Here is a 21,998-nt window from a genome sequence, read left to right as displayed (position 1 = left end):
ATCACTTCTTCTCCTCCTTGCCGGCGTCAGCCGCCTGCTGTGCCTGCACCTCGGTCTCATCCAGATAGCGATAGGTCTTGACCGTGCCGGACAGCTCCAGCGCACCGCTGCGGGCGTTGCCGCTGGCCTTGTCCTTGGGCTTGAGGTTGATGTCGTGCATGGTCAGGATCACCACCCGCGGCAGCGAGGCCACGCCGCTGACGAACGCACCGAACTGATGGTAACTGCCCACCATGCGCAGCTTGATCGGCTTTTCGGCGTAGAACTCCTTGACCTGCTCCTGCTCCGGCTCGAACAGCTCGTTGGTCAGGCCGCTGGACAACGCGGTCTGCGAAATGTCGATGATCAGGTCCGGCATTTCGGTCTTGCTGGGCAGCTGCCGCAGCATCTGCTGCAGCACCTGTTCCATCTGTGCCAGCTGCTGCTTCAGCGGCGCCAGGTTCACCGCGCGTTCCTGCTGCTTGGTGAACTCGGCACGCAGGTCGACTTCCTTCGATTCCAGGCCGGCCAGTTCCTCGCGCTTGCCACTGATCAGCAGCATCCACGCAACGAACATGATCACCAGCGCCAACAGCGAGCAGAAGACGATCTTGGCCTTCTGCGGCCAGTTGCCGATGTCGTTGAAATCCAGGTTCTTCAGATCGATTTTCTGGCTCATGCGCGATCCCCCTGCAGCGGGGCGTTGAAGGCCTGCGGCGGCTGCGCCAGGCGGCTGCCCTCGGGCTTCGGCGCAGGCTTGGCAGCCGGGGCTGCCGGCTGGTTCGGCGCGGCCGGGGTGGCAGCGGGTGCGTTGACCGGAGCGGCGGCGGGGGCAGCCGGAGCAGCAGCGGGCTGGCCTGCGGCCGGTGCAGCAGGCGCCGCTGCATCCGGGCCGGCGGCAAGCGGGGCCACGGCGGGCGGAGCCGGCGTTGCCACCGAACCATCGGCGTTGAGGCCTGGCGTACCGGCCACTTCCTCACTCTGTGCCGGCAGCTTCACCTTGACCACGAACACATAGGGCAGCGCCTTGATGTCCGCAACCGGGCCGGTCTTGCCGTCCTTGTCCTTCTCGGGGTCACGCGCTTCGATGATCGACAGTTCCGGGTTGGTCATCCAGCCGGACGTTTCCAGGTTGCGCATGTACGCCGAAACACGGGCGTTGGACTGGGTGCGCCCTTCCAGGGTCAGCACGTCGCCTTCCTGCTTCAGCGCGGTCAGCACCAGGCCATCGGGAATCGTGCGCACCAGCGCATCGAACAGGTGCACCATCTGCGAGCGCTTGGCCTGCAGTTCTTCAATGACCTTCTTGCGGGCCAGCAGGCGTTCCTTCTGCGCGTCAAGGCGGTCGATCTCCTTGTTCTGTTCCTTGACCTTCTCGATCTCGGCTTCCAGATAGGCATTGCGGTCCATCTGGCCGCTCACCTGGCGGTCGTAATAGAACCAGATCACCAGCGACAGCAGCAGGCCACCGATAGCGGCCATGCCCAGCATTGCGTAGAACTCGCGCTGGCGTTGCTTGCGCCGCTCGGCGCGCCAGGGCAATAGATTGATGCGTGCCATCAGTCGAAGCTCCTCAGCGCCAGACCGGTGGCGATCATCAGCGCGGGGGCATCCTGGGCCAGCGCATGTGCGTTCACCTTCGGCCCCAGGGTCATCTGCGCCAGCGGGTTGGCGACCACGGTCGGCACGCCCAGCTGTTCCTCGACCATTTCCGGCAGGCCGCCGAGCACGGCGCAGCCGCCGGCCAGCACGATGTGGTCAACGCGGTTGAACTCGCTGCCTGCATAGAAGAACTGCAGCAGGCGGCTGATCTGCTGGACCGTGGCTTCCTTGAACGGCTCCAGCACTTCCATCTCGTAGCTTTCCGGCAGCCCACCCTGGCGCTTGGCCAGGCCGGCTTCCTCGTAGCTCAGGCCGTAACGGCGCATGATCTCGTCGGTCAGCTGCTTGCCACCGAACACCTGTTCGCGGCTGTACAGGCTGCGGCCGCCGCGCAGAACGTTGAGGGTGGTCATGGTGGCGCCGATATCGACCAGCGCGACCACGCCCTCGATGGACACCGGCAGCTCGCTGGCGACCAGGGCGTAGGCGTTCTCGACCGCGAAGGCCTCCACGTCCATCACCTTGGCCTGCAGGCCACCCAGTTCCAGGGCCGACTGGCGCAGTTCCACGTTCTCCGAACGCGACGCGGCCAGCAGCACCTGGACCATCTCCGGGTTGTTCGGGATCGCCCCGATCACCTCGAAGTCCAGGTTCACTTCCTCGATCGGGTACGGAATGTAGTTGACCGCTTCCAGCTCGATCTGGGCTTCCATGTCGTTCTCGTCGAGCTCGGCCGGCATCGGGATCACCTTGGTGATCACCGCCGAACCGGCAACGGCGGCAGCGGCCAGCTTGGCCTTGCTCCCCGAGCGGTTCATCGCGCGGCGGATGGCCTCACCCACGGCCTCCACTTCCACGATGTTCTTTTCCACCACCGCATTCGGCGGAAGAGGTTCCACAGCGTAATGTTCCACGCGAAAACGGTTGCCACTGCGGGACAGCTGCAAAAGCTTTACCGCAGTCGAACTGATGTCGACGCCTACAAGCGGCGACTGACTTTTTGGGATGAGCCCCACGGTTTCTCCCCTGCCGACGGGCACTTGGACGCAAGACCTGCGCCCGAGCATTAATAACGTATTCTTAGCAAATGGCAACGGCCCTGCTGTGAAGTTCCTCACGGATTCACGATGCAGCCCCTGACTGTTCCCCTTGCGCTCCCCGGTGCCGACCCCAGCCGCCACCTTGCGTAATCTATACTCTGCGACCACGAAATTCGCAATCGGAATCTGAACCCGATGACTCGACTCCGCCGCTGGCTGCGCTGGATCTTCCTGATTGTCCTGGTCCTGGCGCTGATCGGCGCGGCCGCCGTGGGCGGTCTGTACTACGCCGTGTCCTCCAAGCTTCCCGACGTGCAGACCCTGCGCGACGTGGAAATGCAGGAGCCGATGTACGTCTATGCCGCCGACGGCAAGCTGATGGCGGTGTTCGGCGAGACCCGGCGTACCCCGATCACCATGAAGGACGTGCCGGAGAAGCTGAAGCAGGCCTTCCTGGCCACCGAGGACGCCCGCTTCTACGAGCATGGCGGCGTGGACTACAAGGGCATCGGCCGCGCGGTGTGGCTGCTGGCCACCACCAACGACAAGCGCGTGCCCGGTGGTTCCACCATCACCCAGCAGGTGGCCCGCCAGTTCTTCCTCAGCTCCGAGTACAGCTATACCCGCAAGCTGGCCGAGATCCTGCTGGCGCGGAAGATCGAATCCGAGCTGAGCAAGGACGAGATCTTCGAGCTGTACCTGAACAAGAGTTTCTTCGGCAACCGCGCCTACGGCGTGGCCGCCGCCGCCGAGTTCTATTACGGCAAGAAGCTGAACGAGCTGGACCTGGACGAGATGGCCTCGCTGGCCGGCATCCCCAAGTTCCCCTCCTCGGGCAACCCGATCTCCAATCCGGAGCGCGCCCGCCAGCGTCGTGACAACTATGTGCTGCAGCGCATGGCCGACCTGAAGTTCGTCAGCCAGGCCGAGGCCGACGCGGCCAAGGCCGTGCCGATGCACGCCACCGCGCATGAGCCGCCGGTGCAGGTCGATGCCCCGTACGTGGCCGAGCTGGTGCGCCAGGAAATGATCGCCCGCTTCGGCGGTGACGTGGTCAACAAGGGCTACCACGTCACCACCACGATCGATTCGACCCTGCAGACCGCCGCCAACCAGTCGGTGCGCGACGGCCTGCTGCTGTACGACCACCGCCACGGCTGGCACGGCGTGGAGAAGCAGGTACAGGTGGGTGCCGGTGAAGACGCCGCCGCCCTGGCCGAGCACCTGCGTGGCCTGTACGGCCAGGCCGGCCTGCTGCCGGCCATCGTTGCCAGCACCGGTGCCGATGGCAGCGCCACCGTGGTGCTGGCCAACCGCAGCGAGATCGTGCTGCCGGCCGGTGCCGCCAAGTGGACCAACAAGACCCCGGGCAAGCTGGTGCAGCGCGGTGACATCGTGCGCGTGCGTGCCGGTGCCAAGGAAGGGGAGTGGCTGCTGGACCAGATCCCGCGCGGCCAGTCCGCGCTGGTCTCGCTGGATGCCCACAGCGGCGCGCTGAAGGCGCTGGTTGGCGGTTTCAGCTTCTCCGGCAACAAGTTCAACCGTGCCACCCAGGCCCGCCGCCAGCCGGGTTCGAGCTTCAAGCCCTTCATCTACGCCGCGGCCTTCGACAAGGGCTACAACCCGGCCTCGATCGTGCTCGACGCCCCGGTCGTGTTCCGCGACCGCCGCGGCAAGACCTGGGCCCCGCAGAACGACGGCGGCGGTTTCCGCGGCCCGATGCGCCTGCGTGAAGCGCTGGTGCAGTCGCGCAACCTGGTCTCGGTGCGCCTGCTCGATGGCATGGGCGTGGACTATGCGCGCAAGTACATCAGCGAATTTGGCTTCGCCGAATCGGAGCTTCCGCCGAACCTATCGATGTCGCTGGGTACCGCCTCGCTCACCCCGCTGTCGGTGGCCCGTGGTTACGCCGTGTTCGCCAACGGCGGCTCGCGCGTGGACACCTGGCTGATTGACCAGGTGAACGACCGCGACGGCAACCTGGTGTTCAAGGAAAACCCGGCGATGGCCTGCCGCGACTGCGCCGGCAGCAGCGACCAGCCGGTCAACCAGGTGGTGGACGGCTTCAACTTCGGCGCCCCGGCCCCGAAGGTGGACCCGGCTGCTGCGGCCAAGGCCGAAGCCAAGGCCGAGACCCCGGCCGCGCCGGTCAACCCCGATGCCCGCACCGCCCCGCGCGCGATCGACGCCCGCACCGCCTACCAGCTGGTGTCGATGATGCGCGACGTGGTCCAGCGCGGTACCGGTGTGCAGGCCAAGGTGCTCGGACGCGAGGACGTGGGCGGCAAGACCGGCTCCACCAACGACCACCGCGACGCCTGGTTCTCCGGCTTCGGCGGCCCGTACGTGACCACCGTATGGGTGGGCCGCGACGACTTCCGCTCGCTGGGCTACCGCGAATACGGTGGCAAGGCCGCCCTGCCGATCTGGATCGACTACATGCGCACCGCGCTGAAGGACACCCCGATTGCGCAGAACGAGCCGCCCAGCGGCATGGTCCAGGCCACCCTCAACGGCGCGACCGAGTGGGTGAAGGTGGAAGACATGGACCGCCTGACCGACTACGACCTGAACCTCAATACGCCGCAGGCCGACGCCGCCGCGTTCGATATCTTCTGAGGAAGGATTCGGTGGGTGCCAACCGTTGGTTGGCATCTCCGCGCCATACCCACGCAGATGTCACATCCGTGCGCTACTCTGTAGCCAGGTCGCAACAGGGAGTCATCGCATGCATCGCGCCCGTCAGCATGCTGCCAGCCAGACCCGCGAGCGCCGTCACCGCCTCGCCCACGAAGCCGCCCGCCTGATGGCCGAAGGCGGCATCCGCGACTACCACCAGGCCAAGTTGAAGGCTGCCAGCCGGCTTGGCATCCACGACGATGCCTCCCTGCCCCGCAACACCGAGATCGAAGACGCCCTGCGCGAATACCAGCGGCTGTTCTCTGGCCCCCAGCACGGCAGCGAACTGCAGCGCCGCCGCGAAGCTGCCATGCGTGCGCTGGAGTTCCTGCAAGGCTTCGCCCCGCGCCTGGCTGGCCCGGTGCTGGAGGGCACCGCCGACGCCAACAGCCCCGTGCAGCTGCACCTGCACAGCGACGACCCGGAAGCCGTGCACCGCTTCCTGGAGGAGCACGGCATTCCCGCCGAATCGCGGACGCGTCGCCTGCGCATGGATCGCGAGCGCAGCCTGGATGTGCCGGTGTGGGTGTTCAGTGCCGAGGAGCTGACTTTCGACCTGGCCGTGCTGCCCTACGATGCCCTGCGCCAGGCACCGCTGTCGCCGGTGGATGAGAAGCCGATGCGACGTGCGTCCGTGGCGCAGTTGCGGCAGGTGCTGGCCGAGGCCGAGATCACCGCGTACATCAGCGGATGACGGCAGCGCCGGCCCATGGCCGGCGAGCGCAGCGGTACCTGCCAGTGATGGGTGCGGACCGTTGGTCCGCACTGTGCTTCAGGCAATCGATTGCTGGCCGGAGAGCAGTCGAGCACGGCTCGACTCTACAAAAGCTGCGCTACCTGCGCTGGCAGATGATGCCCATCATGCTCCCGCTACCAGACGAAACGGGTATCGCGCAGCGGGTCGCTGAGCAGCCGCGGCAGCCACGGTACTGGGGCTCGCTGCGGATACTCCCGCATCATCTGTGCATGCATGACCTGCAGGCCCCGCAGCAACCAGATCTGGTCATAGATGTCGTTGAACCCATCCGACCACCCACTCTTCACCCGCTCATGCTCGCCGCCCTTCAAGAGCGGCATCTGGTCCAGCGGCACGTCCAGGATCGTCGCCAGTGAGGCGTTGATCTGCGCATTCTCCACAGCGGCCTTGCGCACGGGGTCCAACCGATCCCGAATCTGCCGGCAGTCGTAGGGGAAGCACCCGCCTGTGACGTTGATGTAGTCAGCGATGTCCGCCAGCATGTCGGCCTTCAGACGCCACACCACCTCGCTGTCCATCACCTGCCGTACCCGCATCGTGCGCAGCGTACTCGCCCGCACGTCCTCCGGCGTGGTGAACTCGGCCCCCCGCGTGCTGCCAGCGTGACGCACCAGCACGATGCGATGGATCGCCTCGCGGGTGACGCCTTCGATGCGCAGCGCCGCGGCTTTCGGTTGCACGCGCGGCGGCGGTACACCCAGCATCTGCCACAGGTACCACAGCACCAGCAGCAGACCGGCAATGCATAGCCCGCTCATCAGCGTCCACAGGTCCAGGTTCCGGGTGTAGTAGCGAAAGCGCGCCCGCCAGATATAGAACGTGCGATAGCTGACGATTCCACTTACCCATCTGTACATTGCCTTCTCCTCGGCAAGGACCCCGGCGCGGCGGGGTTCATTACGCGCACCACGCCGGGGCCGCATGGCTTACCAGCCGATGCCGACGCCGACGCCCATGCTGCGCTCACCGCTGTTGGTGAACGCACCATTGAGGCTGAAGGTGGCCGAGCCCTTCTCGTTGAGCACGCGCTGGTAGCCCACGGCCATCGCGGACTCACCCTCGCTGTAGCCCACGCCCGCACCCAGGCGGTTGTAGGTGGCCAGGCCAGCGGTGTTCATCGCCATCGCGGTCTGCGCGCTGCTCATCGCCGCCATGCGGTTGAAGCGCTTGTCCATCTTGTCCAGGCGACGCTCGAAGTTACTGATCGCGCCATCGGTATACTCGTTGGCGCGTGCCAGCATCTTCTCCAATTCAGCGGTGTCGACCTGCGGCTTGGGCGTGTCGTCCTGCTTCGACTTCGGCTGCGGCGCGGGCTTCTCACCCTCGCCGACCGACGCCACCTGCTGGCCGCCTTCGGCCTGCGGCACCGGTGCTTCCGGCTCCGGCGCCGAAGCGACGGCCATTGCCCGCGGCTGCGGCGCATCGATGCGCTGCTCCAGCCCGTCCATGCGGCCGTTGAGCTGCTGCTGCATCGAGTGCAGCTGGCCGCCATTGACTGCATCGCGGCTGCCGGCCGCAATCAGGCCATTGGCCACGTTGGAAATGACCATGCCGTGGGCTCCGGCCAGGGTGAGCTGGTTGAGACCGTCGGCGCGGACCGAGGGGGTGTCCTGGAACACGCTGCGCAGCTGGGACTCGACCTGGTTCAGCCGCGAGCGGTTGCTGATGACTGCACCGTCGAGCGCCTCCAGCGCACCATTGAGGGTGGACTGGGACTGGCCCTGCACGGTGAAGCTGGGGCCGACGATGTTGCCGTTGGCATCGACTTCACCGCCGAGAGCAGAGAGCGCACCGCGCAGCTGACCTACGGTGGCGGCATTGTGGTTGGCGGTGCCGTTGGCGATGTTTACGAGGCGGCGTTGGAGTCCGGTAGATCCAAAAGAAACGGTACTGGATTCATCTGCAATGGAACTTGCGCCAATCGCAACGCTACTGAACGCTCCGCTCCTAACCGAGCTATGGGAGCCGATAGCAACACCGCTGGTTTGCCTAACGGACGAAAGGACACCAATCGATATACCGGCCTCCGCCTCCCCAAGAACAAGGGATGCTCGTCCGAGCGCCACAGAATTCCTGGATCTAGCCTTCGCAAAGCTGCCGATGGCCGCTCCACCTTCGCTAGACAAAGATGCCTCGGCAGAAACGCCCATCGCGACTCCAACCAGTCCTGCACGAGCGTCGATTTCAGGACCTCCAATGCCAACAACTACGTAGCGTGACTTGTTCAGAAGCCCTTCTACAGCCTGATTGGTCGAATAGAGCTGACCTCCACGCACCACGTCCGTGCTACCTACAGACAACTGCGCCTCAGCAACGCCAGTCAGTCGTGCACCACCATAGTCAATGACACCCGAATCTAAGCCTGCCAGCGAGCGCTGCTGAGCCTTAGTCTCTTGACGCATCGCCTCCAGATCATTCCGATTTTGCGAGATCTTCTGCTCTGCGGCGTACAACTGACTGCCGGTTACGGCATCACGGCTTCCTGGCGCCACTCGGCCGTCAGCCAGGTTGGTCAACACCATGCCATTCACGCCATTCAGCGCGATCTGGTTCATGCCGTCGGCGCGGGCCGAGGGTGAATCCTGGAAGATCGAGCTGAGCTGGCCTTCCACCCTGTCCGCACGGCGGCCTGCGGTGATGACAGCGCCATCGAGCGCCATCAACGCATCCTCCACGCTGTTCTGCGCACCACCCTGCACCGAATAGGTTGGGGCAATGATTTTGCCGTTGACATCCATGCCTGCGCTGCCGCCGAGGGTGGCGAGGGAATCCTTCAGCTGAGAGACGGTCGTCGCGTTGTGATCAGCGGTGCCCCGGGCAATGTTTACAAGACGGCGCTGAACGCCAATACCGCCAAATGACGCAACTCCCTCTTCACCTGCTTGGGACCCATTTCCAAGTGCGAGCGAGCCGTGAGCCCCGCTTGAAACTCTTGCGCCCGCACCAATTGCGACACCGTCATTCGCGCCGCCCGCGCTTCCACCAACCTGTGCACCGACTCCCATTGCGAATCCATTCGCAGAGTCCACAGAGACAGTCGCCGCTCTACCAATTGCGGTCGAGTTCTTCCCCATGGCCTCCGAAAACGTCCCTACCGCAGTTCCTCCCTCCAGTCCCGTCTTTGCTGAATTTCCCAACGCAACGCCTGCCACACCCGCTTCGGCGCGTTCACTGAGGGGAGCTGAGCCGATACTCACAAACTGCGCGATATCCTCAAGATCAGAGACGCGTGAATTGGTTGAATATAGCTGCCTCCCAGACACAGCTTCGGCACTACTGGCACTCAGGACTCCATCCGCCACACCACTGATCTTCCGGTTGGCATTGGCACTGTTACGCACGTCCAGTAAGGTGCCGCTGTTCTTCCCACCCAGGCGGACATTGCCGGTGGCGCCTGTCTGGGAGACCAGGCCGGCGAGCGCGGTCGTCTCGGTCAGTGCCTTGGCAGCATCGGCTTTTGCGGCGTTGGCCGCCGTCTGCGCGCTCGTCGCCATGTTCTGCGCAGTGGACACGGCCTGGTTGGTCGCGAACAGCTGATTGCCGGTGATGGCATCGGTACTGCCATTGCTGACCGCGCCATCGGCAATGTACTGGATCTTGCGCTTGAGAGTGGCGCTGCCCACCGAAACGGAGTTGACGGACGCCGTGACAGAGCCCGCACCCAGTGCCACTGCATTGTCATGGCGGGCATTGGCCCGGTCACCCAGTGCAACGGCGCTGGTGTTGGCCGATACCGCAAGATTGCCCAACGCGGTGGCGAACTGCGCGGTGGCCTCGCTGCCACGCCCCAGCGCAGTGGACTGCTTTGCCGTCGCTTTGCTCAGGTACCCCATTGCAGTGGCATGCTCGGCAGCCGCATTGGCGTCACCGCCCACGGCGATGGAGAAGTTGCCGCTGGCAATGGCCCGGAAGCCGGTCGCGACCGCGCCGTTTGCGCTGCGCGTGTTTGCACCGATGGAAACGCCGGCATTCTGGTTGTTCACCTTGTTGCCTTCTGCATCGACGCCGGCCAGTGCATCGAATCCGAGTGCGACACTGCGACCGTTGTAGGCCTTGGCATTGTTGCCGATGGCGGTGCTGATGCCGTAGCTGCCCGACTCTGCAACCGCGCCCTTGCCCAGTGCCAGGGTGGTGGCATCGATACGATTGGTGGCGGACTGCGCGAGCGTCCGAACGTCCGCGAGGTCTCCCTTTACGGTTCCCACTGCCGATTCCACTGTCCCCAGCCTGGTGTTTGTGGCGTTGAGCTGCCGGCCGTTCACGGCATCCGTACTGCTTGTCGTCAACGTTCCATCAGAAACGCCACTCACTTTTCGCGTCGCCAACACTGCATTACGCATGCTGACTTCCGTGCCGGTATTGCTGTTGGCAATACGCACTATGCCGCTCGCGGAATCCTGCTTGATCAGGCCATCGACCCGCTCGTTCATCGCATGCAGTTGCTTGCCGGTAACGGCATCTGAGCTGGAAGCCGTAATGCGGCCGTCTTCCACGTTCACAATTCTCCGCCGCAGCGTCGAACTGCCCACAGAGACAGTATTCATTTCGGTTGCGGAAGAACGCACACCCAGCGCAACTGCTCCTTGCGCGGTGGTCGACGCGCCGTAGCCCAGGGCTACGCCATCAATGCGCGCCTCGGCGCCACCGCCTATGGCGATTGCACCGGTGTAGCCGGCCGTCCCGGCCTTCGCAGCAGCACCAATGGCGATGCCGGAGTTGCCGCCGCCGGTATCAACCGAGGCTTTGCTGCCCAGGGCGACGCCATCAACGCCATTGGCAAATGCGTTCGCGCCCATTGCGACCGCATTCTCGCCCTGTGACAACGAGCCACTGCCGACCGCAAGCGCGTTCTGGCGCGTTGCCGCAGCGCTGTTTCCGAATGCGGTGGAGCCGATGCCCTTGCCATAGGCGTTCGTGCCCACAATCGTGCTGTGACCGCCATTGGCGCTGGCATTGTAGCCAACGGCAACGCTGTCCACGCCGTTCGCATTTGCCTTGGCGCCGAACGCAGAACTGAAGTTCCCCTTCACATAGCTTTGGTGGCCAAACATGGTGATCCAGTCGCCATCCGCTACTGCCCCACCGCCCATGACGAGATAGTCCTGGCTTCCCAGGACAGCGTTTGCGTAGGAGACTCCCGACGTTCTACCAATGATCGGGACGCAGTTGACGTTCCCAGAGTCGGTGTAACTGCATCCCCCCATGTAGAAGGCCGCTGCTTCTGCTCCACTCAGGCCCGGCCCGATCTGCATAAGCGCGACTAGCGCTGTAGCCGTGCACGCTTTCGCCACACGCCCGCCGCCTTGGTTGCGGTTGATCAGCTCGCTGGCTACCTCCCAGCACCCCTTGGCCCGGTTCCAGATACGCCGATAGATTCGATTCATGGTCTTTCTCCTTAACAGTTTTCGGAAAAGGCATCCCGCGCCATGCGCGGGACGCAGGGAGGGGGATCAGCTGGACTGGATGGCCACGTCCTGGACATGCTCGCGATAACCGTCCTGGGAAAGCCGGTAGCGCAGGCGCAGCGAATTGCCCGGCTGCGGCTGGAACGGCAGGGTGAAATCGGCATCCGGGTACAGGCTGTGCGAGAGGTCGTGCGGCGTGCAGACGCCGGCGGCCGTGCATTCGGCCGCATGGACGATGCCCACGCGCAGCGTGCCGCTGTTGTGCAGCGTGTTGCCGCGCACCTGCAGGTCGACCACGCCGTCGGCGGGCACCACGTTCACCAGCGCACCCCACACCAGGCTGACGCCGACGTCGGCGTGCGCAGCGTCGTCGCTGCTTTCCAGTTCAGTGCCTTCCGGGCCGCGCACACCTTCGAAGTACACGCGGTATGCGGTTTCCTTCTGTACCGGCTGCAGTGGGATCAGCCGGATCAGTCGATTGCCACCGCCTGACAGCGCGAACTTGCCGGGGGTGATGGCAATGGCCGAATCGGCGACCTCGATGTCCTGCTCCTGTTCGCGGGGCGTTGCCGGGTTGTCGATGCGTCGCAGGCTGGCCTGTACATACTGCGGGCGGGTGGACTGCGAGTAGACGCGGATCTGCGCACCGCGCTTGGCATCCATCGCGGTTCGCATGGGATGGATGGACAGGTTGGCGTGTGCTGCTGGCGCAAGCAGCGCACTCAACGGCAGCATCCAGGCGATCAGTTTGTTCATGGCAGGCTCCGTGTGGGATCAGGGTTTGGCGGTGGGGACGCGCAGTTCGACCGTCAGCTCGCCCTCGTAGAGACCGGGGCGCTTGCTGGCGACGGGGGTGGGAGGTGTCAGCAATGTCAGCGGCGTGGGCACGCAATAGACCGGCTGGCTGATACCGGGCAGCATCACCAGGCGCAGTTCGGCGCTGTCGATGCCATGCAGCAGCTCCTCCACGCCATGCCGCATGCGGATATCGCGCCCGGCGTAGTTCAGGCTGACGTGGTAGTCCAGGCGCTGGCGGTCGTCGCTGCCGCCGTCGCGGTGCCAGACCGCGAAGTCGCTGCCGGGTGGCGGGCGCGGCCCGCTGTCACGCACGGTGACGCCGAGGAACTCGCTCTGCGAGCCGAGGCCGTCATAGAGGCACATCTCCAGCTGCTTGCGGCCGCCTACCATCTGCTTGATGGGGTCGTAGCGCAGGTCCATGTTGACCAGCGGCGCGACGGTGTCGAAGGTCGGAAAGTAGATCGAGATCGCGTCGTAGTCGGTGACGGTGAAATCGAAGTTGAAGGTGGCGGTGGCGACGGGAGCTGCGGCGGGATCGGCCTTGATGTTCAGGCGCATCGTGGCCTTCCAGTGGCCGGCCACGAGCCTCGCAAGCTCAGACGCTTGAATAGTCAGAGCAGCACCCGTGCCGATCGGTTCGTCCGATGCACATTCGTACCAGAACGCTTCATTCAGAATGCGCTTCTGGCTGTCCCAGTAATCAATATTGCAGCGAGGACCCGACATAACCCGCAGCAGACTTCCTACTGCACGAATTTCCGTACGCAGGCCTGTCCTCAGATCGACGAGACGGAACGCTATCTCAGTTGTTCCCACTGATAAGCTCGGCTCACTCTCTGTTGGGCACTTCCCAAACTCACTATCAGAAGCAGACCCACACACAACATGGATCTGCCCATACTTCATCGCCACGTCATGACTGAACCCCAGCACCGTCCTCGGCGCCCACAGCTCCACGTCGCCGGGCACGGCCGAGCGGTCCCACGACATCACGATGTCCCGGCTCTGATCGGTGGGATGTGTCTCTGGCGGCCACTGCGCCCACGCCCGCGGCATCAGCACAGCCAGCGCGCACACCAGCATCAACACGAACAACACACGCCGGCTCATGGCGTTCCTCCTGCAGCAGCGGTCTGGGGCGTGGCGGCAATCAACGCGCGTTCCTGCAGCAGGCGGGTCACGCGGGCCTGCTGGCGGATTTCGGCCGGTAGCTGGGCCACGGCCAGCGGCTCGCAGTGCACGGCACCGACCAGCAGCACCACCTGGCGGCGCTCGCGCACCTGCAGCGGGCAGTGCAGCAGGCGGTCGTCCTGCAGCAGGTAGAGCGTTGTCTCGCGGCGCGGGAAGTCGGCGACGAAGCCGCCGTTGGCGCTGGTGCCGGGCACCGGCGCATTGAGGATGCGGGCGCCGCCCAGCGGCGCGCCGGCAAGCGTGCGGGCGGTGCCGATGAAGGTGTAGGTCACTTCGATCGGCACCGGCATGCGCATCAGCCGTCCTGGCGCCAGGAACATCGGGCGCGCACCGCCTGCGCCGCTCACGCGGATGGCGGCCATGCTGGTGTCGATGCTGGCGTCCTGCAGTTCGGCCCGGTGCGACTGGTAGGCGGTCAACGGCAGCAGCCGGCGCTCGCCGATCTGCAGCCGTTGCCGGCCCGCGCCGCTCACCTGCAGTTCGGCCGCCACGCCTTGCAGGTCCAGATCATCGGTAGCGGCTACCTGTACCGCCAGCCCGGCGTCGGCGCCGGTGCCTGCGCCCCAGTAGGCACCGCGCCGGCCCAGGGCGAAGGCCGAGCTGTGCGTGCCGCTGTAGGCGGTCTCGCTGCGGCCATGCTGCTGGTAGTACGCCACGGTGGCGCCGGTCTGTCCGTAGCGGTTCTGCAGCTGCCCGCCCAGCGATGCGCTGTAGCGGTCGTTGTTGTTGGCGCGCAGCTCGGAGGTCAGCTCACGCAACTGCGCGTCCACCTCCTGGCGATAGCTCTGGCCGACGCTGTAGTTGATCTCCGGCCGCTGGTGCTGCGGCTGGCGCATGTCCACCGCATAGCGGCGCTGGCCGTTGCCAACATGGCTGCGCTGCAGGCGGGTGAAGCTTACGTTGAGGTAAATGCCACGATCGCGCGTGCGGGTGTCGCGGGCACTGTCGTGGCTGAGCTGCTGCCACAGGCCCAGCCGCGTGGAGACGCTGAAATCCTGCCAACGATGGCTGCGGCTGAAGCTGGCCTGCCAGGTACGGCTGAGCTGCGGCTCACGGTGCGGTTGCAGCGGTTGCGGCGGCAGGAACGGATCCAGTGGCGCCAACGGATCATCGTCACCGGGACGGCTCCAACCGGTGCGCCAGGTCTGGCGCCGGGTGTACCCCAGGTACGCCGTACCACCGGCGATCGGCAGCGACACCGATCCGCTGAGCGAGTTGGTGCAGCCCAGGCGGTCCCGTGCATCGGCCTCGAACTGGCAGGCCTTGCCGCGCATGCGCTGCTGGTAGATGTTCCAGGAGGCCTTGCGCCGGTATGACAGCTGATGCTGCTGGCCGTGGCTGCCATCGCTGCCGCGCATGCCGCTGAAGGTTGCGCGCATCTCCTGCGTGGCCAGCACGCGGCGCAGGTCCACGCGCAGTTCGCCATAGCTGTGCCCGCCCAGATGGGCGACGCCCGCGGTAGCCGCCAGGTCGCGTGCGAATGGCACGCGCATACCGGCCACCGCCACCTGCTCACCATCGAAGCGGTCGCTGCGGCGCTCGTTGCGGCGGCCACCCTGCACGAACCACTGCCATTGGCTGTCGGTCCAGTCACCGCCCTTGTCGAAGGGGGCTTCTTCAGTACGCACCAGCACGCCATCCTCGTAGATGCGCATGCGCACCAGGTAGCTGCCGAACGGGAAGTTGCGGGTATCGATCTGGTTGATGCCGGCCTGCAGGTAGTAGGTCTGCAGCAGGCGCTCGCCGTCGAACACGTCCACGCGCGCATCGCGGGCGAGCAGGACCGTCAGTGGCGAGGCCTGCACGGCAGCATCGCTGTCCACGTAAGCCTGGGTGGTGCCCACGCGGGCACCGTCGAAGCGGTCCAGCGGCAGCATGCTGAAACCGAAGGTGCCGCCCTGTGGGCTGGACAGGTTGCGGCGGTCCATGCGCCCGGCCTGCAGGTAGTACTGCTGGCCCAGGTCATGGCGGTAATAGACGTTGTCTAATTCGAAATGCGCATCGCCACCACTGCTGCGGTAGCGCTGCTGGGTGAAGTACCAGTCGGCGGACATATGGCCCCGCTGGAACAGGCCGAGAACGCCGGTGCCGCGCGCACTGAACGACTGGTAGTCGCGCCCACCGGTAAGGTTGAGTACCTGCTGGTGCAGGAAAGCGTTCTCGGCATTGCTGCTGAGCGCGTGGAAGCGTTCCGCGGCGGGCTCGCCACCGATCCACTCGCGCGCCACGAACAGGCGCACGGCGCCCTCGCCTTCGTCATACAGCGCGCGCGCGGCCGCAGGGTCTTCCGGGGGATCCAGATAGCCGCAACCGGCCTCGGCGCCACCGAAGCGGCAGGCCAGGTGGCTGTTGCGTGGCAGCGGCTGCGACAGCGCCGGCAGCAGCGCGGCCTGCGCCTCGGCAGGCAGGTCCAGCGCCTGCAGCACGCGCGCGGGATCTTCCAGCTGCACATGCTCCAGGGTGACGCGCACCGGCGACAGCCCGGCCGAGCGGCCGAACAGCTGGATGTCGAGTTGTTCGGTCTGTCCTTCGACCAGATCTTCGAAACCGGGCGGGACGCCGCGCGCGGCCGCCAGCGGAGTGGACAACGCCAGGGCGAGCGCGACCGCCAGCCGGGTGACGGCGGGGGCGTGTGAGGTCATGGGGGTACCGCTGGAGAAGCGGCCGGCCCGAATGCGGGCCGGCGCGGGGGATTACGGCGTGGCGGCCTTCTGGTTCAGCACGACGTTGACGATGCCGCTGTAGCGCCCCTTGGTGGTGATCGGGGCCGGGGTGGTCTGGGCAATGGTCAACGGCATCGAGATCGAGGCGCCCGGGGTCGAGCCGGCACCGGTGAACAGGTCGACTGCCTTGTACTCGATGGCGGCGGCACCCAGTGCGCGATTGTTGAGGCTGATGGTCATCGGCACGGTGACGCTGCCGGTCTCATTTGCGAGGGCAAACGCACCGTCGATGCGTGCCTCGATATCCGCGGTGTCATCATTGGAGTGAATGCGCACACGCTGCGTGTCCGGAATCAGGCCGCGCAGCGGATCGTGGGTCAGCGTGACCAGGTCCGGCAGCGGGGTGCCGTCATCACGCAGCAGTGCCAGGGTCGGGTCGACGTCGGCATAGACGGAGATCTTGGTTTCCAGCGCGTGCGCAGACAGCGAAACAGTGGCCAGCGCTGCAGCGAGCGCGGCCTTCTTGATGATGGCGTGCATGGGTTGTCTCTCTCGGACAGGGGAATATGAAAGCCTCCCTCCCCTAAGGAGAAAGGGAGGGAGGCGCCACCCGCAGAGGTGGGTGCGGGCGACGGAGAGAATGTTAGGAATCCATTGCCATGCAGACTATTCAAGCATTCCTAAAACGTGGAACGTTAAGGAGAATTCTTGAAGGTGTTCAATGTTTGAGGGCTATGCAATTCCCCTCACTGCTTGAATGCAATAAACCTCATTGCTTCGCATTTGTAGAGTCGAGCCGTGCTCGACGGCTGTTCGCACCATACGTGCGAGTCGAGCATGGCTCGACTCTATAGACAGCTTTTCCGGTCGTTTGACGTCATCCACGCATGGCGTGGATCTACTGTGGCGCCGGGCCCATGCGCGGCTGCCGTTCGCTTCAACCTGCGGGCACCACGGTGACGTGATCGACATCGATGTCGGTCGGCTTGAATCGATGCGTGTCGACCTTGCCACGCAGCTCGACCACGGTGTCGGCGCCAATGGCCTGCGGCGGCAGGTCTTCGTCATCGATCTCGACTTCGATCTGGCCGCTGGCATCACGGAACTGGTAGCGTTCGTCCCCGATCTTGGAGATGAGGGAGCCACGCAGCACCACCGGATGGTCATCGCGCTGCGCGCGTGCGTCGGCGACGGTGCTGGCAGCCGTTCCCGCGCCTGGTCCGGTGTACTGCGCAAAGGCCTGCGGGCTCAGCAGGGCAAGCGGCGTGGCGATGAGGGCGATGGCAAACAGTCGGTTCATGGTGTTCTCCGTGGAGGGATGAGTACCCTCAGGTTCTATCGCCCTCCATGTGATGCCCATGCAATAGATCCGAAAAGATGTGAACGCGACATCCATTGTCAGAATGCATTCAGATCCTGAAGCGAGTCCCTGTGGAACCGCGCCCGGGCGCGGCTGCTGTCCGCGCTGCGCGCGGGAGTCGAGCATGGCTCGACTCTACAGATATCAGGCCGCCTTTCGGCGGCCTGATGAGACATCGTGTTGGCACGCGATCAGAAGAAGATCGCGTACAGGATCAACAGCGGAATCGGCACGCCCAACAGCCAGAGCAGAATCATTTTCATGGCAGGTCTCCTTGCATGGAATGCGGGTTACAGGTCGCGGCGACGGCCGCCCCAGGTGGCGCTGAGGCTGGCGAAGAACGCGCCGATCAGCAGAGTGATGAACAGCCACAGCGCGGCGTACGCTGCGGCCTTGCGAGCATCGTCGGCCGCCTGCTTGGCGGTGGTCTTTGCCTTCTCCAGCGCGGCACGCATGCGCGTCTGCACATCGGTCACACGGGCCTGCGCTTCGGCCGGGCTCATGCCGGTCTCGCGCGCGATCAGCTGCGACAGGTACTGGGTGTCGGCCGGATCCAGGCCATCGCCCTGCAGGCTGTTGACGATGATGCGGTTCACTTCGGCGCGGACTTCACGGCGGTCGCCCATCGGGCCGTTGCCCGGCATCGGGCGCGGCGGCGGGCCCATGCGCGCGTCGCGTGGGCCGACGCTTGCGGCCGGCGGCGGCGGGGGGGCATTCGGATCCATCGGTGCACCCGGCGGCGGCGCTGCAGGAGCAGAAGGCCCTGCGCTGGTGGTGCTGCGGAACAGCGAATCGACCCAGTAGTTGAGGTCGCCTTCCGGAGCCGCAGCGGCAGCGCTGCCGGCGCCCGCAGCGGCAACACCGGCCGTGGATGCGGCAGCGCCTGCGGTGGCGCCCGCCACCTTTGCACCGGCGCCCAGCACGCCACCGATGGCCGAGGTCAGCAGGCCCGCAGTCAGCAGCGTGGCCACCGCCCACGACACGAAGCCGTGCGCGGTATCGCGGAAGTAGGTTTCATCGCCATGGATCTGCGTCCACTTGGTGCGCAGGCGGCCGGCGAGGTAGCCACCCAGGCCCGAGGCGGCGAGTGCGGTGAAGGTGAGCCAGGCGATGCTGGACCAGCCGAAGGTTTCCTTGCTGACGCCTTCGAACGACCACGGCGACACCGAGGAGAGGCCAAGGCCGACACCGAGGATGAGCAGGATGAGGGAGAGTGCGGCGGCAGCGGCGGCACCGGCGAAGATCGCGCCCCAGGACACGGCGCTTTCACTGGGAGGGGTGATGATCGGGGCGGTGACGACAGTGGCGACGTCGGGACCAAGCGGGCCGCGCTCGGGTGGGTCGAATCGGGTACTCATCGGGATGGACGCTCCATTTCAGGTGCTAAGGATGCAGCTGGCGTCCTGAGGCTGCGCGAGCGCTTGTGAAGCTGGTGAGACCCTTGAATCACGCGGTCTTGGCGCGGTGAAGCGCGTGCCAACCAAGGTTGGCACCTACCGAAGGCGGATGCGGTGGTAGATCCACGCCAGGCGTGGATGATTTTTCGCCGGCGCCGAAATCGTGCGGACCAACGGTCCGCACCTACCAGGTCCGCGCAAAAAAAAACGCCCCGCGGATGCGGGGCGTTCTCGGCACAACCTACGCGGGCGATCAGCCCTGGTAGTCGCGCACGTCGCTGCCGGTGTAGACCTGGCGCGGACGGCCGATCTTCATTTCCGGGTCGACCTGCTGTTCCAGCCAATGCGACACCCAGCCGGAGGTACGGCCCAGGGCGAACATGACGGTGAACATCTCGGTCGGGATCTGCAGCGCCTTGTAGATGATGCCGCTGTAGAAATCGACGTTCGGGTACAGCTTGCGGGCGACGAAGTACTCGTCCTGCAGCGCGGCCTGCTCCAGCTTCACGGCCACGTCCAGCAGCGGATCCTGCACGCCCAGCTGCTTGAGCACCTTGCTGGTCATCTCGCCGATGACCTTGGCGCGCGGGTCGAAGTTCTTGTAGACGCGGTGGCCGAAGCCCATCAGGCGGAAGCCTGAGGTCTTGTCCTTGGCCTTGACCACGGCGGACTCGACGTTGTCGGCAGTGCCGATCTCTTCCAGCATCTTCAGCACGGCTTCGTTGGCACCGCCGTGGGCCGGACCCCACAGCGCGGTGACGCCCGCGGCGACCGACGCGTACGGGTTGGCACCGGTCGAACCGACCAGGCGCACGGTCGAGGTCGAGGCGTTCTGCTCGTGGTCGGCGTGCAGGATGAACAGCAGGTCCAGCGCCTTGACCACGTCCGGGTTCAGATCGTACTGGCCGTCAGCCGACTCGAAGGTCTGCTTCAGGAAACGGCTGACGTAGTCCAGCGAGGTGTCCGGCTTGTTGGCCGGCAGGCCCTTGCCGTGGCGGTAGATCAGCGCCGACAGGGTCGGCACCTTGGCGATCAGGCGCACGGCGGCCTGGCGGCGCTGTTCGGCGTCGGACAGGTCCAGCGAGTCGTGGTAGATGGCCGACAGCTGCGCGATCGCAGCGGCCAGGATGGCCATCGGGTGGGCATCCTTGGCGAAGCTGCCGATCAGGGTGTTGATCGACTCATCGACGTTGGCTTCGGCGGTCAGCTCATCGGTGAAGGCCTTCAGCTGCTCGGCGCTCGGGCGCTCGCCGTTGATCAGCAGGTAGGCCACTTCGACGTAGCTCGACTTTTCCGACAGCTGTTCGATCGGGTAGCCGCGGTACAGCAGCACGCCCTTGTCGCCGTCGATGTAGGTGATGGCGGACTTGCAGCTGGCCGTCGCGGTGAAGCCAGAATCGTAGGTGAAATACCCCGTTTCCTTGGTCAGCTTCGCGATGTCGACGCAGTCGTTGCCAAGGGTGGGTTTGATGACGGGCAGAACGACCGACTTGTCGCCGGCGTTGAGCGTGACCTGATCAAGATCGGACACTGTGTGCGCTCCTTCATGGGAAGGCGCCTGCCCAAGCGCATTGGTCAGGCACGTGAATGACGTCCTCGGCCTGTGCCGGGGATCAGGTCATTATCGCACAGCAGCATTTGCCCGGCGCTAGACAGAAGTCGTATACGACAGGCAGCCAGACGCCGGCCGTTGAGCGGCCCGGATCGGCAAAAGCGTTGTCACACGAACGCAGTGTTCCGTCCATCCAAACGCCCGTTGGGTTGGCGTTGGGGAAAAACAAACGGCCGCGCAGAGCGCGGCCGTTGGTTCGAAGCTGGATCGACAGATCAGCGCGCGTAGCGCTTCTGGAACTTGTCGATACGGCCCGAGGTGTCGATGACCTTGTGCTTGCCCGTGTAGAACGGGTGCGAAGCCGAGGAAATTTCAACCTTGACCAGCGGGTATTCGTTGCCGTCTTCCCACTGGATGGTTTCCTTCGTCGCCATGGTGGAGCGGGTCAGGATCTTGAAATCGGAGGTGACGTCATGGAAGACGACGTCGCGGTAGTTCGGATGGATATCGGCCTTCATGGGCTCACACCGTAAATGGGCTGGTGGTCAAGAGCGGCATTATAAGCACCGGTTGCCGCCCGGGGCAACCGGTGCCGGGCCACGGACGTCAGTCCGCGCCCAGGGCCTGGCGCACCAGGGCCTCGAAACGCTGCTGGTCGTAGGCCATCAGCAGATCGCAGTTGTCCGGCTGGCCGGTCTGGCGGTTCCAATCGACGATGGTGGCGCCGCGGCTGAACGTGCCGTTCAGCTCCACATTCAGCGGGCGCGACTCGACCCGCAGCTGGCCTTCGGGGTTCAGCGCCCAGGCCATGGCCACCGCATCGGCGGTGTACCAGCGCCCGCCCTTGCTGTCTTCGGACAGGCCACGGGTCTTGCGCGAGATCAGTTCGTAGAAGCGGGCGCGATCGGAATCGGCCTGCAGCCACTTCTCGGCGTCCTGCAGCGGCAGGCCATGGGCGACGGTGGCCTCCCAGTCCGACACCAGCAGGTGCTTGAACGAGGTGAACACCACGTGCGCCGCTTCCGGGTCGAACGCAATGTTGAATTCGGCCGCCGGGGTGATGTTGCCGTGGCAGGTGACCGCGCCGCCCATCACCACGATGCGCTTGATGCGCTCGGGCAGGGTCGGGTCCAGCTTCAGTGCCAGGGCAAGGTTGGTCAGCGGGCCCAGCATCACCAGCATCAGCTCGCCGGCGTGCTCGTGCGACAGGCGCAGGATGGCCAGTGCGGCGTGCTCGGCTTCGGCCTGGCGGCTGGGCGGCGGCAGGTCCACGTCGCCGTAGCCGTCACGGCCATGCACGTGGGCAGCGTCGACGGAGGGATGCAGCAGCGGATCCGGGCTGCCGGCAAACACCGGCACGTCGGCGCGGCCGACGATGTCGCAGAGCTTGAGGGCGTTGCGAACGGTGTACTCGAGGCCGACATTGCCGGCGGCGATGGTCAGGGCGACCACGTCGTGCCGTTCATCGGCGAAGGCCATCAGCAGGGCCAGGGCGTCGTCCACACCGGGGTCGGTGTCGATCAACAGCGGGATCTTGTGGGTCATCGTTGCCGTCTTCAGATCGGCAACGAAGTG

General features: G+C 65.3%; 16 protein-coding genes. 2 read left to right on the top strand and 14 right to left on the bottom strand.

The genetic code is table 11. From position 1 onward, the window contains the following. Window position 1: 1 nt before the first annotated feature. The 3 genes from R5H29_RS05775 to R5H29_RS05765 are packed head-to-tail and all read right to left on the bottom strand — an operon-like array spanning window position 2 to window position 2,597. Window positions 2-658 (bottom strand): type 4a pilus biogenesis protein PilO, encoded by a 657-nt coding sequence (locus tag R5H29_RS05775; protein WP_049410131.1) that lies wholly within the window; start codon window positions 656-658, stop codon window positions 2-4. Then, window positions 655-1,539, bottom strand: coding sequence for a PilN domain-containing protein (locus R5H29_RS05770; protein ID WP_134731838.1), 885 nt, complete (start codon window positions 1,537-1,539; stop codon window positions 655-657). The genes R5H29_RS05775 and R5H29_RS05770 overlap by 4 nt, the downstream gene beginning before the upstream one ends. Further along, complete coding sequence (locus tag R5H29_RS05765; protein WP_010484061.1) at window positions 1,539-2,597, bottom strand: pilus assembly protein PilM; 1,059 nt, start codon at window positions 2,595-2,597, stop codon at window positions 1,539-1,541. The genes R5H29_RS05770 and R5H29_RS05765 overlap by 1 nt, the downstream gene beginning before the upstream one ends. Window positions 2,598-2,816: 219 nt before the next feature. Here R5H29_RS05765 and R5H29_RS05760 point away from each other — a divergent pair, with 219 nt between their 5' ends. Beyond that, a complete protein-coding gene (locus R5H29_RS05760; protein WP_332328905.1) occupies window positions 2,817-5,240 on the top strand; it encodes a penicillin-binding protein 1A in 2,424 nt (807 codons plus the stop codon). 109 nt (window positions 5,241-5,349) lie between these two features. Beyond that, window positions 5,350-5,994, top strand: coding sequence for a hypothetical protein (locus R5H29_RS05755; protein ID WP_332328904.1), 645 nt, complete (start codon window positions 5,350-5,352; stop codon window positions 5,992-5,994). A 176-nt stretch (window positions 5,995-6,170) separates the two neighbouring features. On the opposite strand, the gene R5H29_RS05750 is transcribed toward R5H29_RS05755, so the two are convergent. From R5H29_RS05750 to R5H29_RS05700, 11 genes are all read right to left on the bottom strand, one after another. Continuing rightward, the gene (locus tag R5H29_RS05750) at window positions 6,171-6,914 is read right to left on the bottom strand and encodes a hypothetical protein (protein ID WP_332328903.1); all 744 of its coding nucleotides are present in this window, start codon (window positions 6,912-6,914) and stop codon (window positions 6,171-6,173) included. Window positions 6,915-6,983: 69 nt separating this feature from the next. Then, a complete protein-coding gene (locus R5H29_RS05745) occupies window positions 6,984-11,441 on the bottom strand; it encodes an ESPR-type extended signal peptide-containing protein (RefSeq protein ID WP_332328902.1) in 4,458 nt (1,485 codons plus the stop codon). A 66-nt stretch (window positions 11,442-11,507) separates the two neighbouring features. Next, on the bottom strand, window positions 11,508-12,218 hold the full coding sequence (locus R5H29_RS05740) for a pilus assembly protein (protein ID WP_332328901.1): 711 nt from the start codon (window positions 12,216-12,218) through the stop codon (window positions 11,508-11,510). An 18-nt stretch (window positions 12,219-12,236) separates the two neighbouring features. Next, a complete protein-coding gene (locus tag R5H29_RS05735; protein WP_332328900.1) occupies window positions 12,237-13,370 on the bottom strand; it encodes a CfaE/CblD family pilus tip adhesin in 1,134 nt (377 codons plus the stop codon). After that, complete coding sequence (locus R5H29_RS05730) at window positions 13,367-16,093, bottom strand: TcfC E-set like domain-containing protein (protein WP_332328899.1); 2,727 nt, start codon at window positions 16,091-16,093, stop codon at window positions 13,367-13,369. The genes R5H29_RS05735 and R5H29_RS05730 overlap by 4 nt, the downstream gene beginning before the upstream one ends. 51 nt (window positions 16,094-16,144) lie before the next feature. Further along, window positions 16,145-16,654, bottom strand: a complete 510-nt coding sequence (locus R5H29_RS05725; RefSeq protein ID WP_332328898.1) for a CS1 type fimbrial major subunit — start codon at window positions 16,652-16,654, stop codon at window positions 16,145-16,147. 397 nt (window positions 16,655-17,051) lie between these two features. Then, window positions 17,052-17,414: a NirD/YgiW/YdeI family stress tolerance protein gene (locus R5H29_RS05720; RefSeq protein ID WP_332328897.1), complete on the bottom strand. Its 363-nt coding sequence runs from the start codon at window positions 17,412-17,414 to the stop codon at window positions 17,052-17,054. A gap of 350 nt (window positions 17,415-17,764) precedes the next feature. Then, window positions 17,765-18,832: a hypothetical protein gene (locus tag R5H29_RS05715; RefSeq protein WP_134731826.1), complete on the bottom strand. Its 1,068-nt coding sequence runs from the start codon at window positions 18,830-18,832 to the stop codon at window positions 17,765-17,767. Between the two features lie 292 nt (window positions 18,833-19,124). Beyond that, entirely contained in the window at window positions 19,125-20,402 is a 1,278-nt protein-coding gene (locus R5H29_RS05710) for a citrate synthase (RefSeq protein ID WP_049453347.1), read from the bottom strand. Between the two features lie 296 nt (window positions 20,403-20,698). Beyond that, complete coding sequence (locus R5H29_RS05705; protein ID WP_005410871.1) at window positions 20,699-20,941, bottom strand: type B 50S ribosomal protein L31; 243 nt, start codon at window positions 20,939-20,941, stop codon at window positions 20,699-20,701. An 88-nt stretch (window positions 20,942-21,029) separates the two neighbouring features. Beyond that, window positions 21,030-21,968: a nucleoside hydrolase gene (locus tag R5H29_RS05700; RefSeq protein WP_021203710.1), complete on the bottom strand. Its 939-nt coding sequence runs from the start codon at window positions 21,966-21,968 to the stop codon at window positions 21,030-21,032. Window positions 21,969-21,998: the final 30 nt, after the last annotated feature.

It is taken from the genome of Stenotrophomonas sp. A3_2, assembly GCF_036624925.1.
In the GTDB taxonomy this organism is placed as follows: domain Bacteria; phylum Pseudomonadota; class Gammaproteobacteria; order Xanthomonadales; family Xanthomonadaceae; genus Stenotrophomonas; species Stenotrophomonas hibiscicola.
Note: the sequence above shows the minus strand (reverse complement) of the source record. Positions and strands in the feature narration are given on the sequence as shown.

Excerpts from the sequence above, each read along its gene's own strand:
- R5H29_RS05705 (WP_005410871.1), bottom strand. The coding sequence starts at position 20,941 with ATGAAGGCCGATATCCATCCGAACTACCGCGACGTCGTCTTCCATGAC.
- R5H29_RS05775 (WP_049410131.1), bottom strand. The coding sequence starts at position 658 with ATGAGCCAGAAAATCGATCTGAAGAACCTGGATTTCAACGACATCGGC.
- R5H29_RS05700 (WP_021203710.1), bottom strand. The coding sequence starts at position 21,968 with ATGACCCACAAGATCCCGCTGTTGATCGACACCGACCCCGGTGTGGAC.
- R5H29_RS05725 (WP_332328898.1), bottom strand. The coding sequence starts at position 16,654 with ATGCACGCCATCATCAAGAAGGCCGCGCTCGCTGCAGCGCTGGCCACT.
- R5H29_RS05760 (WP_332328905.1), top strand. The coding sequence starts at position 2,817 with ATGACTCGACTCCGCCGCTGGCTGCGCTGGATCTTCCTGATTGTCCTG.
- R5H29_RS05720 (WP_332328897.1), bottom strand. The coding sequence starts at position 17,414 with ATGAACCGACTGTTTGCCATCGCCCTCATCGCCACGCCGCTTGCCCTG.
- R5H29_RS05740 (WP_332328901.1), bottom strand. The coding sequence starts at position 12,218 with ATGAACAAACTGATCGCCTGGATGCTGCCGTTGAGTGCGCTGCTTGCG.
- R5H29_RS05770 (WP_134731838.1), bottom strand. The coding sequence starts at position 1,539 with ATGGCACGCATCAATCTATTGCCCTGGCGCGCCGAGCGGCGCAAGCAA.
- R5H29_RS05755 (WP_332328904.1), top strand. The coding sequence starts at position 5,350 with ATGCATCGCGCCCGTCAGCATGCTGCCAGCCAGACCCGCGAGCGCCGT.
- R5H29_RS05750 (WP_332328903.1), bottom strand. The coding sequence starts at position 6,914 with ATGTACAGATGGGTAAGTGGAATCGTCAGCTATCGCACGTTCTATATC.
- R5H29_RS05730 (WP_332328899.1), bottom strand. The coding sequence starts at position 16,093 with ATGACCTCACACGCCCCCGCCGTCACCCGGCTGGCGGTCGCGCTCGCC.
- R5H29_RS05735 (WP_332328900.1), bottom strand. The coding sequence starts at position 13,370 with ATGAGCCGGCGTGTGTTGTTCGTGTTGATGCTGGTGTGCGCGCTGGCT.
- R5H29_RS05715 (WP_134731826.1), bottom strand. The coding sequence starts at position 18,832 with ATGAGTACCCGATTCGACCCACCCGAGCGCGGCCCGCTTGGTCCCGAC.
- R5H29_RS05745 (WP_332328902.1), bottom strand. The coding sequence starts at position 11,441 with ATGAATCGAATCTATCGGCGTATCTGGAACCGGGCCAAGGGGTGCTGG.